Annotated in this window: 15 protein-coding genes and 1 riboswitch; of the genes, 4 read left to right on the forward strand and 11 right to left on the reverse strand. The window is 57.7% G+C overall.

What is annotated here, in order from left to right; genetic code table 11:
* Window positions 1-12: 12 nt before the first annotated feature.
* From dusC to DBY66_RS05800, 3 genes are all read right to left on the reverse strand, one after another.
* Complete coding sequence (dusC, locus tag DBY66_RS05790) at window positions 13-963, reverse strand: tRNA dihydrouridine(16) synthase DusC (protein WP_104084684.1); 951 nt, start codon at window positions 961-963, stop codon at window positions 13-15.
* A 4-nt stretch (window positions 964-967) separates the two neighbouring features.
* The gene (gene rhlE, locus DBY66_RS05795; RefSeq protein WP_104084683.1) at window positions 968-2,347 is read right to left on the reverse strand and encodes an ATP-dependent RNA helicase RhlE; all 1,380 of its coding nucleotides are present in this window, start codon (window positions 2,345-2,347) and stop codon (window positions 968-970) included.
* A gap of 254 nt (window positions 2,348-2,601) precedes the next feature.
* The gene (locus DBY66_RS05800) at window positions 2,602-2,994 is read right to left on the reverse strand and encodes a YbhQ family protein (RefSeq protein WP_039383339.1); all 393 of its coding nucleotides are present in this window, start codon (window positions 2,992-2,994) and stop codon (window positions 2,602-2,604) included.
* A 176-nt stretch (window positions 2,995-3,170) separates the two neighbouring features.
* On the opposite strand from DBY66_RS05800, the gene DBY66_RS05805 reads away from it, so the two are divergent.
* The 3 genes from DBY66_RS05805 to DBY66_RS05815 are packed head-to-tail and all read left to right on the forward strand — an operon-like array spanning window position 3,171 to window position 6,138.
* Entirely contained in the window at window positions 3,171-3,932 is a 762-nt protein-coding gene (locus tag DBY66_RS05805; protein WP_071669005.1) for an endonuclease/exonuclease/phosphatase family protein, read from the forward strand.
* Entirely contained in the window at window positions 3,929-5,173 is a 1,245-nt protein-coding gene (gene clsB / locus DBY66_RS05810) for a cardiolipin synthase ClsB (protein WP_039383337.1), read from the forward strand. Before DBY66_RS05805 ends, clsB begins: the two co-directional genes overlap by 4 nt.
* Window positions 5,173-6,138, forward strand: coding sequence for a lysylphosphatidylglycerol synthase domain-containing protein (locus DBY66_RS05815; RefSeq protein WP_108569710.1), 966 nt, complete (start codon window positions 5,173-5,175; stop codon window positions 6,136-6,138). The genes clsB and DBY66_RS05815 overlap by 1 nt, the downstream gene beginning before the upstream one ends.
* A 66-nt stretch (window positions 6,139-6,204) precedes the next feature.
* Here DBY66_RS05815 and DBY66_RS05820 read toward each other — a convergent pair whose 3' ends face one another.
* The 7 genes from DBY66_RS05820 to moaA all read right to left on the reverse strand — a co-directional run bounded on the left by DBY66_RS05820 (window position 6,205) and on the right by moaA (window position 10,840).
* Entirely contained in the window at window positions 6,205-6,912 is a 708-nt protein-coding gene (locus tag DBY66_RS05820; protein ID WP_039383334.1) for a Bax inhibitor-1/YccA family protein, read from the reverse strand.
* Window positions 6,913-6,968: 56 nt separating this feature from the next.
* Entirely contained in the window at window positions 6,969-8,063 is a 1,095-nt protein-coding gene (locus tag DBY66_RS05825; protein WP_108569709.1) for a DUF1615 domain-containing protein, read from the reverse strand.
* Window positions 8,064-8,139: 76 nt separating this feature from the next.
* Window positions 8,140-8,592, reverse strand: coding sequence for a molybdopterin synthase catalytic subunit MoaE (gene moaE / locus DBY66_RS05830; RefSeq protein ID WP_039383330.1), 453 nt, complete (start codon window positions 8,590-8,592; stop codon window positions 8,140-8,142).
* 2 nt (window positions 8,593-8,594) lie between these two features.
* Window positions 8,595-8,840: a molybdopterin synthase sulfur carrier subunit gene (moaD, locus tag DBY66_RS05835; RefSeq protein ID WP_039383327.1), complete on the reverse strand. Its 246-nt coding sequence runs from the start codon at window positions 8,838-8,840 to the stop codon at window positions 8,595-8,597.
* The gene (gene moaC, locus DBY66_RS05840; protein WP_039383325.1) at window positions 8,833-9,318 is read right to left on the reverse strand and encodes a cyclic pyranopterin monophosphate synthase MoaC; all 486 of its coding nucleotides are present in this window, start codon (window positions 9,316-9,318) and stop codon (window positions 8,833-8,835) included. Before moaC ends, moaD begins: the two co-directional genes overlap by 8 nt.
* Complete coding sequence (gene moaB, locus DBY66_RS05845) at window positions 9,315-9,836, reverse strand: molybdenum cofactor biosynthesis protein B (RefSeq protein WP_039383322.1); 522 nt, start codon at window positions 9,834-9,836, stop codon at window positions 9,315-9,317. The genes moaC and moaB overlap by 4 nt, the downstream gene beginning before the upstream one ends.
* Window positions 9,837-9,853: 17 nt before the next feature.
* On the reverse strand, window positions 9,854-10,840 hold the full coding sequence (gene moaA / locus DBY66_RS05850) for a GTP 3',8-cyclase MoaA (protein WP_039383320.1): 987 nt from the start codon (window positions 10,838-10,840) through the stop codon (window positions 9,854-9,856).
* Window positions 10,830-10,964, reverse strand: a riboswitch (molybdenum cofactor riboswitch). Its footprint overlaps the gene before it by 11 nt.
* A 190-nt stretch (window positions 10,965-11,154) precedes the next feature.
* Between moaA and yvcK the strand changes: the two genes are divergently transcribed.
* Entirely contained in the window at window positions 11,155-12,057 is a 903-nt protein-coding gene (yvcK, locus tag DBY66_RS05855) for a uridine diphosphate-N-acetylglucosamine-binding protein YvcK (RefSeq protein WP_108569708.1), read from the forward strand.
* Between the two features lie 270 nt (window positions 12,058-12,327).
* Here the strand turns inward: yvcK and uvrB are convergent, their stop codons facing one another.
* On the reverse strand, window positions 12,328-14,349 hold the full coding sequence (uvrB, locus tag DBY66_RS05860; protein ID WP_039383316.1) for an excinuclease ABC subunit UvrB: 2,022 nt from the start codon (window positions 14,347-14,349) through the stop codon (window positions 12,328-12,330).
* Window positions 14,350-15,131 lie beyond the last annotated feature (782 nt).

Here is a 15,131-nt window from a genome sequence, read left to right on the forward strand (position 1 = left end):
AGCGCATAACGCTTAGCGCACCAGGCGCGCCGCATAGCGCTCAATCGCTGCGGCGATATCGGCAGATACCCGCAGCGTCCGCACTTCGCTGAAGAGATCGTTCGCTTCGGCGTAGGCTTTACGCAGATAGCCCAGCCACTGTTTGATGCGCGCAACGTGGTAGTTGCCGGTATCTCCCTGCTTCTCCAGCTGGGTATACTTCAGCAGCAGCGCCACCACGTCCGGCCAGGCCATCGGCGCCTCGTTATGCTTCACTACGCGCCCGAGGTTAGGCACATTCAGCGCACCGCGGCCCAGCATCACCGCATCGCAGCCGGTGATACGCATACAGGCCTGCGCATCTTCCCAGCTCCAGATCTCACCGTTGGCGATAACCGGGATCGAGAGCCGCTGACGAATTTCGCCAATCGCCTGCCAGTTAATGCATTCAGCCCGGTAGCCATCCTCTTTGGTGCGGCCGTGTACCACCAGCTCGCTGGCCCCCGCCTGCTGTACCGCATCGGCAATTTCAAAGCGGCGATCGCTGCCATCCCAGCCGAGCCGCACTTTAACCGTGACCGGCAGGTGATCCGGCACGGCGGCACGCATCGCCTGCGCGGCGCGGTAAATCAGCTCCGGATCTTTCAGCAGCGTGGCACCGCCGCCGCTGCCGTTAACCAGCTTTGACGGACAGCCGCAGTTAAGATCGACGCCCCACGAGCCGAGTTCAGCTGCGCGGGCGGCGTTTTCTGCCAGCCAGGCCGGATGCTGTCCCAGCAGCTGCAGCCGCACCCGCGTACCGGATGGCGTGCGGCTCTGGTGGCGCAGCTCCGGACAGAGGCGATAGAACGACTTTACCGGCAGCAGCTGATCGACCACGCGCAGAAACTCAGTCACGCAGAGATCGTAATCATTGACGCCGGAGAGCAGTTCACGCACCAGTGAATCCAGTACGCCCTCCATCGGAGCCAGTAACACCCGCATCGCGTTATGCGTTCCCGTTGCCTTTGGCAGCCGGACGACGTGAACGTGCCGGTTTGCCCGCGTGACCTGTCGCCGGACCGTTACCGCTCTGACGACGCGGCGCGCGCGACTCACTCTGCGGACGTGCCGCACCATTGCCCTGACGCTGACCGCCGCCGGAGCGACCGGCGTTGCCGCCCTGCCCCTGACCACGACCGCGCGGCTGCTGCTGGCGACCATTCTGGATCGGCTCCGCTTTAATGCTCGGATCCGGCTCAAAGCCCGGCAGCGCGATGCGCGGTATTTCACGCTTCAGGAGGCGTTCGATATCACGCAGCAGCTTGTGCTCATCAACGCAGACCAGCGACAGCGCGGCGCCGGTTGCCGCCGCGCGTCCGGTACGGCCGATACGGTGTACGTAATCTTCCGCTACGTTTGGCAGCTCATAGTTCACTACGTGCGGCAGCTCTTCGATATCAAGACCGCGTGCGGCGATATCGGTAGCGACCAGCACGCGAATGCTGCCCGATTTGAAATCAGCCAGCGCGCGGGTACGGGCGCCCTGACTCTTGTTACCGTGGATAGCCGCCGCGGTGATGCCATCTTTGTTCAGCTGCTCAGCCAGATGGTTGGCACCATGCTTGGTACGGGTAAACACCAGTACCTGCTGCCAGTTGTCACGGCCAATCATCAGCGACAGCAGTTCCCGCTTGCGCTTTTTATCAACAAAGTGCACCTGCTGCGACACCTGCTCTGACGCGGTGTTGCGGCGGGCCACTTCTACCTGCTCCGGATTAGTCAGCAGTTTTTCTGCCAGCGTTTTGATTTCATCGGAGAAGGTTGCTGAGAACAGCAGGTTCTGACGCTTCGCCGGCAGCTTCGCCAGGACGCGACGGATATCGTGAATAAAGCCCATATCGAGCATGCGATCGGCTTCATCCAGCACCAGAATTTCTACCTGCGAGAGATCGACCGCATTCTGATGCGCCAGATCCAGCAGACGGCCTGGCGTCGCCACCAGTACGTCAACGCCGCCGCGCAGCTTCATCATCTGCGGATTAATGCTGACGCCACCAAATACCACCAGAGAACGCATGTTCAGGTACTGGCTGTATTCGCGCACGTTCTCACCGACCTGTGCGGCCAGCTCACGCGTTGGCGTCAGGATCAGCGCACGCACCGGGCGGCGGCCGCGTGCAGCGGCAGGGTTTTCAGAAAGACGCTGCAGCAGAGGCAGCGTAAAACCGGCGGTTTTACCGGTACCGGTCTGGGCGCTCGCCAGCAGGTCGCGGCCAGCCAGTACCACAGGAATTGCCTGACGCTGAATTGGCGTCGGTTCGCGATAGCCCTGTTCTGCTACCGCACGCAAAATATCGGCATTCAAGCCGAGAGAGTCAAAGGACATGCAGGTGTATTACTCCGAACCGCCCTGATCGCGCTGCGCGATGTAGTTTTCAGGGGGGATATGACGCAGCCCCGGGGGCCTGCGTGTGAAAAGGGCACAAACTACCATGCGTAAGGAGGCGAGTGTACCAGCTTTCACTGCGCACTGCGACCTGCAAAACAGGCACGTCGCTGGTTGCTGCTGCGTGACGTGAGGTGCAGCAGGCAATAAAAAGGGAGCCTTTAAGGCTCCCTGACTGGCGGGATGCGCAGCGGTCAGCTACGCTTTTTCTCCACGCGGGGGGCAGGTTCTCTGGCCAGCAAAGAAACCAGCGCCGGGCCCACCAGCATCACGACGCCCAGGCAACCAATCAGCAGGTTGTTATGGAAAAAGCGTGAGATCAGGAACAGCGTCAGCATCGCTGCGCCAAAATAGTAGGTTGTGGTGACCTCTTCCAGAGTGTCACCCATACGGCGTAAACGGGCACTACGCTGCAGGGCCAGCATGGAGATAAACACCACTGCATAAGCTGCCACCAGGGTACTGCTCACTTCAACCAGTGCCTTATGTTTCCAGCCCCAGACCAGTGCGGCAATCACCAGCAGATGCGTGGCGATGTGGAGACAGGTTTGACCGGTAACAATCTGAACACGATTAGACCATTTCATACTTTTCTCCTGGCAGACCCAACAGGTCGCCCAAGTGTATCTGACCGAAGCCAGACGGATTTCCTCAATGTAAAACAAATTTCAGATAAGACCTTAATTTTCTCGCCCTGGCACCACCCGTTTGTGACAAAGACTACACTTTGTTCTATTCATGATGAAAAGGAGCGCGTCGCAGTATGCCACAAAACACGCAAGGATTTTCATTTAAAGTCCTGACGATCAATACCCATAAAGGTTTCACCACGTTTAATCGTCGTTTTATTCTGCCGGAATTACGCGACGCCGTACGCGCCACATCAGCGGATATCGTCTTTTTACAGGAGGTAATGGGTACCCACGCTATTCATGCCGCACAGATAGAAGCGTGGCCTGAGAACTCACATTATGAGTATCTGGCTGACACCATGTGGCACGACTTCGCCTATGGCCGCAACGCGGTTTATCCCGAAGGCCACCACGGCAACGCGATACTGTCACGCTTTCCTATTGCTGAATATCAAAATCGCGACATTTCTGTTGCTGGCAGCGAAAAGCGCGGCATGCTGCACTGCCAGATTACGCTGCCCGACCGGGCGCAGCCGCTGCATGTCATTTGCGTCCATCTTGGCCTGAAAGAGAAGCATCGGCTGACGCAGATGAAGATGATGTGCGAGGTGATCAACGCGCTGCCAGCGGATGCACCGCTGGTCGTGGCCGGGGATTTCAACGACTGGCAGGTGCGCGCTAACCGTTTTCTGCAGCGCGGTGCCGGTTTGAAAGAGGTGTTCAGCCTGAAAAATGGCCGGCCGGCGCGCACGTTCCCGGCACGCTTTCCGCTCTTACGCCTTGATCGTATCTATATTCGTAATGCGTCCGTCAGCCAGCCCTGGGCGCTGCCGGTCAAACCCTGGTCTCATCTGTCCGATCATGCGCCGCTGGCGGTGGAGATATTCCTATGAATTTCAACTGGCGTGACGGCAACCAGCTGCGCCTGCTGGAGAATGGCGAAGCGTTTTTTCCGCGCGTATCGGGTGCCATCCAGCGCGCCGAGCGCACGCTGCTGCTCGAAACCTTTATTCTCTTTGAAGATAACGTAGGTAAGGCGCTGCACCGTGACCTGCTGGCGGCGGCACAGCGCGGCGTGAAGGTCGAAGTCATGGTAGATGGCTATGGCTCTCCCGATCTCTCTGATGAGTTTGTTAATACCCTTACGGAGGCGGGCGTTCGGTTTATCTACTACGATCCGCGCCCGCTGGTCATGGGGATGCGTACCAATCTTTTTCGCCGTCTGCACCGTAAAATCGTGGTGATCGATGAGCAGATCGCCTTTGTCGGCGGCATCAATTTCTCGGCTGAGCACAACACCGATTACGGTCCGGAAGCGAAACAGGATTATGCCGTGGAGGTAAAGGGGCCGGTGGTGATCGATATCGCCCGCTTTGTCCAGATGGCGATGGGCAGCGATCAGATCACCCGCCGCTGGTGGGGAAAACCGTCAAGACATGTGGCCGTTAATGCCCAGCCCGGCAGCGCTCAGGTGCTGTTTGTTTATCGCGACAACAATGAACACCGCGACGACATTGAGCAGCACTATCTGGATATGCTGCGCAAAGCGAAACGCGACGTGATTATCGCTAATGCCTACTTCTTCCCTGGCTATCGCCTGCTGCGCGAGATGCGCAACGCTGCCCGGCGCGGCGTGCGCGTGCGGCTGATTGTGCAGGGTGAGCCCGATATGCCGATTGTAAAAGTGGGGGCTGAACTGCTCTATAACTATCTGGTGGATGGCGGTGTGGAGGTCTATGAGTATTGCCGCCGGCCACTGCATGGCAAGGTTGCGGTGCAGGATCAGCACTGGACCACCGTCGGCTCCAGTAACCTCGATCCGCTCAGCCTGTCGCTTAATCTTGAAGCTAACCTGATCATTCACGACCGCGCTTTCAACCAGACGCTGCGCGATAATCTGGAAGGCCTGATTCAGCACGACTGTGTTCGCGTCCAGGATGACAAACTGCCGCCGCGCAACTGGTGGCAGTTAACCAAGGGCGTCATTGTATTCCACTTTCTGCGCCACTTCCCGGCCATTGCTGGCTGGCTGCCTGCGCATACGCCTCAGCTATCCCAGGTCTCGCCTCCGGTTCAGCCTGAGATGGAGACGCAGGATCGGGTGGAAGCCAATAATGAAGGAGCGAAATCCTGATGAGCAAAAAGAATCCGAAGTGGCGGCTGGCGAAAAAAATTCTCACGTGGCTCTTTTTTATTGCCGTCGTTGTTCTGCTGGTGGTCTACGCGCGCAAAGTCAACTGGGAAGATGTCTACAAGGTTATCACCGGCTACAACCGCTATGTGGTGCTGGGCGCGGCCGGGCTGGTGGTGGTCAGTTATATTACCTATGGCCTGTACGATCTGATTGGCCGCGTCTACTGCGGTCATAAGCTATCGAAGCGGCAGGTCATGCTGGTGTCGTTTATCTGCTACGCCTTTAACCTGACGCTCAGCACCTGGGTGGGCGGCGTCGCCATGCGCTACCGCCTCTATTCACGCCTGGGCCTTTCAGGCAGCACCATTACCCGCATTTTTTCACTGAGCATTGCCACTAACTGGCTTGGCTATATTTTGCTGGGCGGCGTGGTGTTTGTCTCCGGCATGGTGCCGATTCCGCCACGCTGGTTTATCGGTGAAGGCACGCTGCGTATCATCGGTGGTGCACTGCTGCTGCTGACGGCAGTCTATCTCTGGGCCTGCGCCTTTGCGAAAAAGCGGCAGTGGACGGTGAAGGGCCAGCGGCTGCAGCTGCCTTCACTGCGTATGGCGCTGTTTCAGTTTGCCGTCTCCTGCGCAAACTGGATGGTGATGGGCACCATTATCTGGCTGCTGCTGATGCGTGAAGTGGACTATCCCATCGTGCTGGGCGTGCTGCTGATCAGCAGTATTGCCGGCGTCATTATTCATATTCCGGCGGGTATCGGCGTGCTGGAAGCGGTGTTTCTGGCGCTGCTGAGCGGACAGCACGCGTCACACGGTGAAATTATCGCCGCGCTGCTTGCCTACCGTGTTCTTTACTTCATTCTGCCGCTGCTGCTGGCGCTGGTGCTTTATCTCTGGCTGGAGAGCCGGGCGAAGCATCTGCGACACAAAAATCAGCAGAAAATGGCAGAGCAGTAACCGCAGCTGGAAGGATAAAAAACGGGGGCGCATCGCTGCGCCCCCGGTAAAGATAAAGCCGATGTCTTAGCGGCGGTTGCCGAAAATCCGCAGCAGCATCAAAAACAGATTGATGAAGTCGAGGTAGAGCGTCAGCGCCCCCATAATGGAGTAGCGACGCAGGTTTTCGCTATCGCGGGCGTCAATATTTTCACCCACCGCTTTCAGTTTCTGCGTGTCATAGGCGGTCAGCCCCACAAACACCACCACGCCGATATAGGTAATAGCCCACATCAGCGCCGGGCTTTTCAGCCAGAAGTTCACCAGCGACGCCAGCACGATACCAATCAGCGCCATAAACAGCAGGCTGCCGATACGGCTCAGATCGCGTTTGGTGGTGTAGCCGTAAAAGCTCATCGCCCCAAACATTCCGGCGGTAACAAAAAAGGTGCTGGCGATAGACGAGTAGGTGTAAACCAGAAAAATACTCGCCATGGTCAGGCCGGTCAGCGCCGAATAGAGCATAAATAGCGCTGTCGCCACGGCCCCGCTCATACGCTGGACCAGACCCGACAGCACAAAGACCAGCGCCAGCTGTGCGATGATCAGGCCAAAGAAGGTAATGCGGTTAGCGAACACCAGCTCCATGACCGCAGGCGTACGCGCGGCAAACCAGGAGACAAACGCGGTGAGCAGCAGGCCGCAGGTCATCCAGCCGTACACCTGAGCCATATAGGCCTGCAGCCCGGCCGACGCCGGCTGCACAAACGAATCATTACGTGGATATCGATCCATGATGCACCTCTCAAATAGAAATTACAGGGTCAGAGTGAAGTGTATACCATGCCGCCTCAACGGCGCGTCATACACTGCTGATATCGGCTGTTAACCCGCTGGGCAAACCACGCGGTGGTGAGATTACGGGTAATTTTCGGGCTCTCCAGTTTGATCCCCGGCAGCATCTCACGCGGCACCCGCTTGCCCGCCATTTTATCCGCCAGAATAAAGGTCTGTTTCCACAAGGTTGTATTGCTGAAGTCCGCCGTATCCCCTTTTTCCAGATCGCGACGAATTTCCCGATCGCTCATATCGAGGCGTTTGCCCAGCGTACGCACCGCCAGCTCAGTCGAGCCCGCCTGCTCGCTGCCATAATTGATCAGGTCGCCATCCAGCGCGAGGCGGATCCCACTGGCGCGCGCAATCGCGGCCTGAAACGCCGCGTTGCGGCTGGCATACCAGCCTGCGTTAAAGTCGGCAAAGCGATAGAGCGGCTGACTATAGTCTGCCGGATAGCCCAGCAGATGCTTCGTGCCGAACCAGATCCCTCCGCGCCGGCTGAACACCTCGCGCCGGATCGAACCATCGATGGCATACGGGTAGCCCTGCGCATGCGCCTCGGCAAAGGCAACGCTTACCTGCATCGGCCCGCCGGTGTGTACCGGGTTCAGCCTGCCAAACAGCGTCTGCCCCATCGGCACCATATCGATAAAATCATCAAAAATGGCGCTCAGCTCCTTTTCACTGCGCACCTTGTCCAGCCGCGCGGCGTAGCTTTCACCATTGGAGGATTTGATCAGCAGCGCAGTCCGCACCAGAAATGCCGGAATGTGCAGCTTTGCCGCGCGCCGGTCAATCTCCCCCCAGGCAATTTTTGGCAGCCCGGGCACCTCAGCATCGGCGCTGAAATTTGACTCCTGCCCGGCGACGGCGATCACCGCGCACAGATTGCTGGCGCTCGTATCGAGCTGCTGGACACGGAAAGCGGTATAGATGTCATCAGCCCAGGCTGATTTTTGCGTCACGTACCCGGGCAGCAGCTGCTCAATCTGCGCTTTAACATCTGCGGGCTGGCGCGCCGGCGCCTGCGGCTCTTTTTTACTGCTGCAGCCGGCTACGATCAGCGCGGTCAGCAGAAGCGCGCCGCGGCGTAAGAAGGTTGGTTTCATCCTGCTCCCTGATAAAAAAATGCGTGCTTCAGGCACGTTGCGGGCGCGAGGCTCCCGGCCTCCGCCCTGTCCGTTATTACTCCCAGCGCGCCGCTGCCTGATGGTCGCTGTCACGCGCATCCACCCAGCGATCCCCCTCCGGGGTGGCTTCGCGCTTCCAGAACGGCGCACGGGTTTTAAGATAATCCATAATAAATTCTGCGGCTGCGAATGCGCTGCCGCGGTGTGCGCTGCTGACGCCCACCAGCACTATCTCATCACCGGGAAAGAGTTCACCCACGCGATGGATCACTGTTATCTGCTGCAATGGCCAGCGCTGCCGGGCAGCCTCAGCGATTTCCGCCAGCGCTTTTTCCGTCATACCCGGATAGTGCTCCAGCGTCAGCGCCGCTACGTCGGCGCCGAGGTTATGATTGCGCACTTTACCGGTGAAGGTAACGATAGCGCCATCCCGATCGTCTGCAGCCAGCAGCCGGTATTCAGCCCCGGTATCAAACGGCTCAGGGCCAACGCGAATACGGGTTGTCATGGTTAACCTCCGGTGACCGGCGGGAAAAACGCCACTTCATCACCCGCCTGCAGCGGATGCGTCATGGGGACCAGCGTCTGATTGACTGCGGCCAGCAGCCTGCCCGATTCCAGCGCCAGCGCCCAGCGGTCGCTGCGCTGCGCCAGTGCAGCACGCAGTGCCGCCACGTCAGGATAGGCTTCCGGCAGCGTCAGTTCGCTGGTGCCGCTCAGCTCACGCACCTGGGCAAAAAACAGGACTTTAATCATGGCTGACCGCCCTGAAGTCACCTGACTTCCCGCCGCTTTTGCTCAGCAGGCGCAGCTGGTCAATCACGATATCTTTCTGCACCGCTTTGCACATGTCGTAGATGGTCAGCGCCGCCACGGAGGCGGCCGTCAGCGCCTCCATCTCCACTCCGGTTTTACCGGTCAGGCGGCAGCGCGCGGTGACGCGTACCCGGCTCTGCGCCGGTTCCGCTTCCAGCGTCACTTCCACTTTACTCAGCATCAGCGGATGACAGAGCGGTATCAGCTCCCAGGTGCGCTTTGCCGCCTGAATGCCGGCGATACGGGCCGTGGCAAAGACATCGCCTTTATGATGGCTGCCTTCCATGATCATCTGCAGCGTGGCAGGTGACATCAAAACCAGCGCCTCCGCCTGCGCTTCGCGCACGGTTTCATTTTTGCCGGAGACATCAACCATGTGCGCTTCGCCAGCGGCGTTAATATGCGTTAACTGATTCATACAGTGACTTTCTTCAGATGAGAGACAAAATTACAGGGCCGGGTGCGCGCATCCAGCTGATCGGCGATGATGCGTTCCCAGCCGCAGCGGCAGGCGCTGGTGGAGCCTGGCAGGGCAAAAATCAGAGTCTGATTGGCGAGGCCGGCAACGGCACGCGACTGCAGCGTTGCGCTGCCGATATCTTCATACGAGAACATACGGAACAGTTCGCCAAAGCCGTCAATTTCGCGGTCAAACAGCGGCAGCAGCGCTTCCGGCGTACTGTTTTTGCTGTTAAAGCCGGTGCCGCCGTTCACAATCACCACCTGGATATCGTCGCTGGCGATCCAGCGCGATACCGTGGCGCGAATGCGGTAGCGATTGTCAGGCAGAATAGCGTGATCCACCACCTGATGCCCCGCGTCCGCCAGCGCCTCACGCAGATAGTCTCCTGAGGTGTCACTCGCCGCATCGCGGCTGTCGGATATGGTCAGCACCGCGGCAGTCAGAGCGGTAAATTCGCCGGTTGGTTTAGCCATGGCTGTAACTCCTGTGTTTAGCCACCAATGAAAGAGAGATTTTGCGTAATACCGGTCTGGCCCTGATGCAGAAAGTGGGTCTGCTTTTTCTGGCCAAGACTATGGGCGATACGCGCCTGCAGCTCGTCCTGCTGTGCATCGGAGGCGAGCAGATCGCGCAGCTCTACCCCACCGTCGCCAAACAGGCAGAGGTGCAGTTTACCGGTGGCCGAGACGCGCAGCCGGTTGCAGCTGGCGCAGAAATCTTTTTCATAAGGCATAATCAGGCCGACCTCACCCTGATAGTCGGGATGACGAAATACCTGTGCCGGCCCGTCGCTGCGGCCGCGCGGCTGCCGCTGCCAGCCCTGCACGATCAGCCGGTCGCGGATCACCTCACCGGAGATATGGTGACGCCGGAACAGATCGCCCCCTTCACCGGTTTCCATCAGCTCAATAAAACGCAGCTGAATCGGACGCGTGCGGATCCAGGCCAGAAACGTATCCAGACTCTGGCTGTTAACATCACGCATCAGCACGCTGTTAACTTTGACTTTTTCGAATCCGGCGTCAAACGCGGCGTCGATACCGGCCATGACCTCAGCAAATTTGTTCTGTCCGGTGATGGCATGAAACTGCCGCGCATCCAGGCTGTCCACGCTGACGTTGATGTGCGTCAGCCCTGCATCGCGCCATGACTGTACGTCACGCGCCATGCGATAGCCGTTGGTGGTCACCGCAATCTGTCGCAGCGCGGCGTTTTCACGCACGGCAGCGATGATGTCGGTAAAGTCGCGACGCATCGAGGGTTCACCGCCGGTAAGCCGGATCTTCTCCGTTCCCGCCGCGGTAAAGGCGCGGGTCACCCGGCGGATCTCATCCAGCGAGAGAAAGCTTTTGTTGCGGGTACTGCCAGGCTTGTAGCCGTCCGGCAGACAGTAAGTACAACGGAAATTACATACATCCGTGATCGACAGGCGCAAATAGTAGAAGCTGCGCGCCCAGGCATCTGTAAATTGTGGCACCTTAACACCTTTCCAAAGTCGGGAGATGCAGGCATTTCTTTCTGCACCCTGGCAGCATGACGCTGCGGCCAGGCGGCCCTATCATTTGACTTAGGCGCGCAAGGCTTGGGAGTTTGTTGTCATTGAGGACAACGCGGTCTCTGGATGGTAGCGCGCTTTGCGTCAGTCAGCCAGTCACTGCGTGCGTTGTATAACATGATATATAACAATTTTTCGCGGCATTATCGCAGCAGAATAGGCTAAACTGCGCCACATGACGCTGCCCCCGGCAGCAAAGAATTGGCTTTCAGCGCAGTGGACCGATAAGGAGCAGCATGAATCGAACGCTGGCAGATTTAGATCGCGTGGTGGCACTGGGCGGCGGACACGGCCTGGGCCGCGTCATGTCAGCGCTGGCGCCGCTGGGCTCGCGACTCACTGGTATAGTGACCACCACGGATAATGGCGGCTCCACCGGACGTATCCGCCGTTCAGAGGGGGGGATCGCCTGGGGAGACATGCGCAACTGTCTTAATCAGCTGATCACCGAGCCCAGCGTCGCTTCCGCGATGTTTGAATACCGTTTTGCCGGTAATGGCGAACTGGCGGGCCACAATCTTGGCAACCTGATCCTGAAAGCGCTGGATCATCTCAGCGTGCGTCCGCTGGAAGCGATTAACATTATCCGCAATCTGCTCAAGGTTGATGCGTTTCTCATCCCGATGTCAGAGCAGCCGGTTGATCTGGTCGCGCAGGATGCAGAAGGCAACATGGTGTATGGCGAAACCGCGATTGATGAGATGCGTCAGGCGCCTCAGGCGCTGATGCTGCATCCGGCGGTTAATCCCACCCGCGAAGCGATGGACGCCGTGGCTGAAGCCGATCTGATCCTGATTGGCCCGGGCAGTTTCTATACCAGCCTGATGCCGATTTTGCTGATGGAAGAGATGGCGCGCGCGCTGCGGCGTACGCCCGCTACGATGGTATTTATTGGCAATCTTGGCCGCGAGCTTAGCCCGGCAGCCGCCCGTCTTAGCGTGGCAGATAAGCTGGCCATTATGGAGCAGGCGATTGGTAAACGGGTTATTGATGCCGTAGTGATCAGCCCGACTGCCGATACGCAGGGTCTGGCGCAGCGCATTATTGTGCAGGAGCCGCTGGAAGCTGAAGATATCCGTTATCGCCACGATCGACAGCTTCTGCGCCTGGCGCTGGAGCACGCCATCCAGGCGCTTTAAAGCCGCCAGCCGTATAAATACGCCAGGGCCGCATAAATACGCCAGGGCCGCATAAATGCGGCCCCTACAGATATTGGTGTAGGGGCGCCATTTATGGCGCCCTGGTCGCGTATGAATTCGCGGAATAAACGTAGGGGCGCCATTCATGGCGCCCTGGTTGCGTACAAATCCGGTGGTGAATGGATACGCCAGGGCCGCATGAATGCGGCCCTCTACGGAATGCGGCCCCTGTGGAATGCGGCTCCTGCGGAATGCGGCACGGGTTGGTGGTTATGAGGCGGCAATAAACAGTTCGCGCAGCTCATGCAGCCGGTCGCGCAGGCTGGCGGCTTCTTCAAACTCCAGGTTTTGCGCATGCTGCTGCATCTGCGCTTCCAGTTCGTGAATTTTCTTCTGCATCGCCTGTGGCGTAAGCGCCAGGTAATCAGCATCATTCTCTGCTGCCGTGCGCGTGGCCGTTTTGCCTTTGCCGCGCGTTTTCACCACGTTTTTGCCCAGCTCAAGAATATCCGTGATCTTCTTATTCAGCCCCTGCGGCACAATGCCGTGCTCGGTGTTGTAGCGCTCCTGCTTCTCGCGACGTCGCTCTGTCTCTTCAATCGCGCGTGCCATAGAGGGCGTGATTTTATCAGCATAAAGAATCGCTTTGCCGTTCACGTTACGCGCTGCACGACCAATCGTCTGGATCAGGGAGCGTTCTGAACGCAGGAAGCCCTCTTTGTCGGCGTCGAGAATCGCCACCAGGGAGACCTCCGGCATATCAAGTCCCTCACGCAGCAGGTTAATCCCTACCAGCACGTCAAACTCGCCCAGGCGCAGGTCGCGAATAATCTCCATGCGCTCAACGGTATCGATATCAGAGTGCAGATAGCGCACCTTCTCACCATGCTCTTCAAGATATTCAGTGAGGTCTTCAGCCATACGCTTGGTCAGCGTCGTCACCAGCACGCGTTCGTTGATCTCCACGCGTTTGCGGATTTCAGAGAGCAGATCATCCACCTGTGTGCCGACCGGGCGCACCTCAAGAATGGGATCGAGCAGACCTGTCGGACGCACTACCTGATCGATCACTTCCGTGCCCGATTTTTCCAGCTCATATTTACCCGGCGTGGCGGAGACATAAATGGTCTGCGGGGCCAGCGCCTCAAACTCTTCAAACCGAAGCGGACGGTTGTCCAGCGCGGACGGCAGGCGGAAGCCGTACTCCACCAGCGTCTCTTTACGCGCGCGGTCGCCGCGATACATGCCGCCAATCTGCGGAATAGTAACGTGCGACTCATCCACCACCAGCAGACCATCGGCCGGCAGATAGTCAAACAGGGTCGGCGGCGCTTCACCCGGTCCGCGTCCCGAGAGATAGCGGGAGTAGTTCTCAATCCCCGAGCAGTAACCCAGCTCGTTCATCATCTCCAGGTCAAACTGGGTGCGCTGCGTAATGCGCTGCTCTTCCAGCAGCTTGTTGTTTTCCAGCAGCACCTTACGGCGCAGGGCCAGCTCATCTTTGATCTCTTCCATCGCCTGCAGGATGCGCTCGCGCGGCGTAACGTAGTGCGTTTTGGGATAGATGGTAAAGCGCGGGATCACTGACTCAATTTGTCCGGTAAGCGGATCAAATAGTGAGAGCCGCTCAACCTCTTCATCAAACAGCTCCACCCGCAGAGCCATATCGTCGGACTCCGCCGGGAAGATATCGATCACCTCCCCGCGCACGCGGAACGTACCGCGCTGAAACGCCTGATCGTTACGCGCATACTGCAGCTCAGCCAGACGCCGTAAGATACTGCGCTGATCGATGATCATACCGCGCGTCAGATGCAGCATCATTTTCAGATAGAGATCGGGATCGCCCAGACCATAAATTGCCGAGACCGACGCGACCACGATGACATCGCGTCGTTCCAGCATCGCTTTGGTGGCGGAGAGGCGCATCTGCTCAATGTGCTCGTTCACCGCCGCATCTTTTTCGATAAAGGTGTCAGAACTCGGCACATAGGCTTCAGGCTGATAGTAGTCATAGTAAGAGACGAAAAATTCTACCGCGTTATCCGGGAAAAACTCTTTCATCTCCCCATAGAGCTGCGCCGCCAGCGTTTTGTTAGGCGCCAGCACCATCGTCGGCCGGTTGAGATCGGCAATCACATTGGCAACGGTAAAGGTTTTGCCCGATCCCGTTACGCCGAGCAGGGTCTGATGCGCAAGGCCATCTTCCAGCCCCTCCTCCAGACGGCGGATCGCTTCAGGCTGATCGCCTGAAGGCTTAAAGGCGGAGTTGAGTTTAAAGACTTTGCTCATGATTTCAGAATTCCTGCTGAAGAAAAGGGCTGGCAGGCTGATAATTCTACTCTGCTACGGCGATTTTGCCAGAAAAAAACACTGGATATATTTACAGATAAACGTCACGATGGTCCTGCTGCCCGTGGCGCCGCTTCAGAGGCACTAAAGCGGCAGCTGGCTAAAATATGTCGCGCCAGGTTATCCCCAGGCGGGCCGGGCTTTTAACAATTGTCAAGAGAACGTCATTAAAATGCAGCGGTAAACTTCAGCCGGAGTTTTACAGGCTTGCTTTTAGATAACATACTGAATTTAATGAAAATAGACCAAAAGCCCAGTTTCGCAGCATAATGTATCCAGGCCGCGTATTTCCTCGCTTGCGCCCGGTTTTCAGTCGCTAATGCACAAGGTTATCCACAGGAATAGTGGATAAGTGAAGCCAGCCCCGAGCCCGCAGGCTGTGTATAAAAAATCCCGCCCTCTTCTGCGCTAACAAAAAAATTTTTTTTATGATTATTTTTCCAGCAGGGCTGGCGCAATTAACTATTCTTTTTTGATTCCACAGCGCCGCCACGCCTGGGCTGCGCTGTTTTCCTGCGCTGGCCCGCTGCCTTATTAATGAACAGATGCACCAGAAAAGCTTAGTAATCAGCACCGTCAAAGTGCAGCAGCTTAATCACCCCTTTTCACAGTTAAGCTTTCCTGATGTTTAAGGCGCGATGATGGACATTTAATAACGCCAGAAACGCAGGATTATCGATCTGGCCCGTTGATTGCATCTCTTTTCCGGCGGCAGAACATTC

This window comes from Pantoea sp. RIT413, from assembly GCF_003057675.2.
Classification (GTDB): Bacteria; Pseudomonadota; Gammaproteobacteria; order Enterobacterales; family Enterobacteriaceae; genus Pantoea; species Pantoea eucrina.

Bases quoted from the DNA above. Each gene is read 5' to 3' on its own strand.
- clsB (WP_039383337.1), top strand. From the start codon at position 3,929: ATGAATTTCAACTGGCGTGACGGCAACCAGCTGCGCCTGCTGGAGAAT.
- DBY66_RS05820 (WP_039383334.1), bottom strand. From the start codon at position 6,912: ATGGATCGATATCCACGTAATGATTCGTTTGTGCAGCCGGCGTCGGCC.
- yvcK (WP_108569708.1), top strand. From the start codon at position 11,155: ATGAATCGAACGCTGGCAGATTTAGATCGCGTGGTGGCACTGGGCGGC.
- DBY66_RS05815 (WP_108569710.1), top strand. From the start codon at position 5,173: ATGAGCAAAAAGAATCCGAAGTGGCGGCTGGCGAAAAAAATTCTCACG.
- uvrB (WP_039383316.1), bottom strand. From the start codon at position 14,349: ATGAGCAAAGTCTTTAAACTCAACTCCGCCTTTAAGCCTTCAGGCGAT.
- moaB (WP_039383322.1), bottom strand. From the start codon at position 9,836: ATGGCTAAACCAACCGGCGAATTTACCGCTCTGACTGCCGCGGTGCTG.
- dusC (WP_104084684.1), bottom strand. From the start codon at position 963: ATGCGGGTGTTACTGGCTCCGATGGAGGGCGTACTGGATTCACTGGTG.
- DBY66_RS05825 (WP_108569709.1), bottom strand. From the start codon at position 8,063: ATGAAACCAACCTTCTTACGCCGCGGCGCGCTTCTGCTGACCGCGCTG.
- moaC (WP_039383325.1), bottom strand. From the start codon at position 9,318: ATGAATCAGTTAACGCATATTAACGCCGCTGGCGAAGCGCACATGGTT.
- moaE (WP_039383330.1), bottom strand. From the start codon at position 8,592: ATGACAACCCGTATTCGCGTTGGCCCTGAGCCGTTTGATACCGGGGCT.
- rhlE (WP_104084683.1), bottom strand. From the start codon at position 2,347: ATGTCCTTTGACTCTCTCGGCTTGAATGCCGATATTTTGCGTGCGGTA.
- DBY66_RS05805 (WP_071669005.1), top strand. From the start codon at position 3,171: ATGCCACAAAACACGCAAGGATTTTCATTTAAAGTCCTGACGATCAAT.
- DBY66_RS05800 (WP_039383339.1), bottom strand. From the start codon at position 2,994: ATGAAATGGTCTAATCGTGTTCAGATTGTTACCGGTCAAACCTGTCTC.
- moaD (WP_039383327.1), bottom strand. From the start codon at position 8,840: ATGATTAAAGTCCTGTTTTTTGCCCAGGTGCGTGAGCTGAGCGGCACC.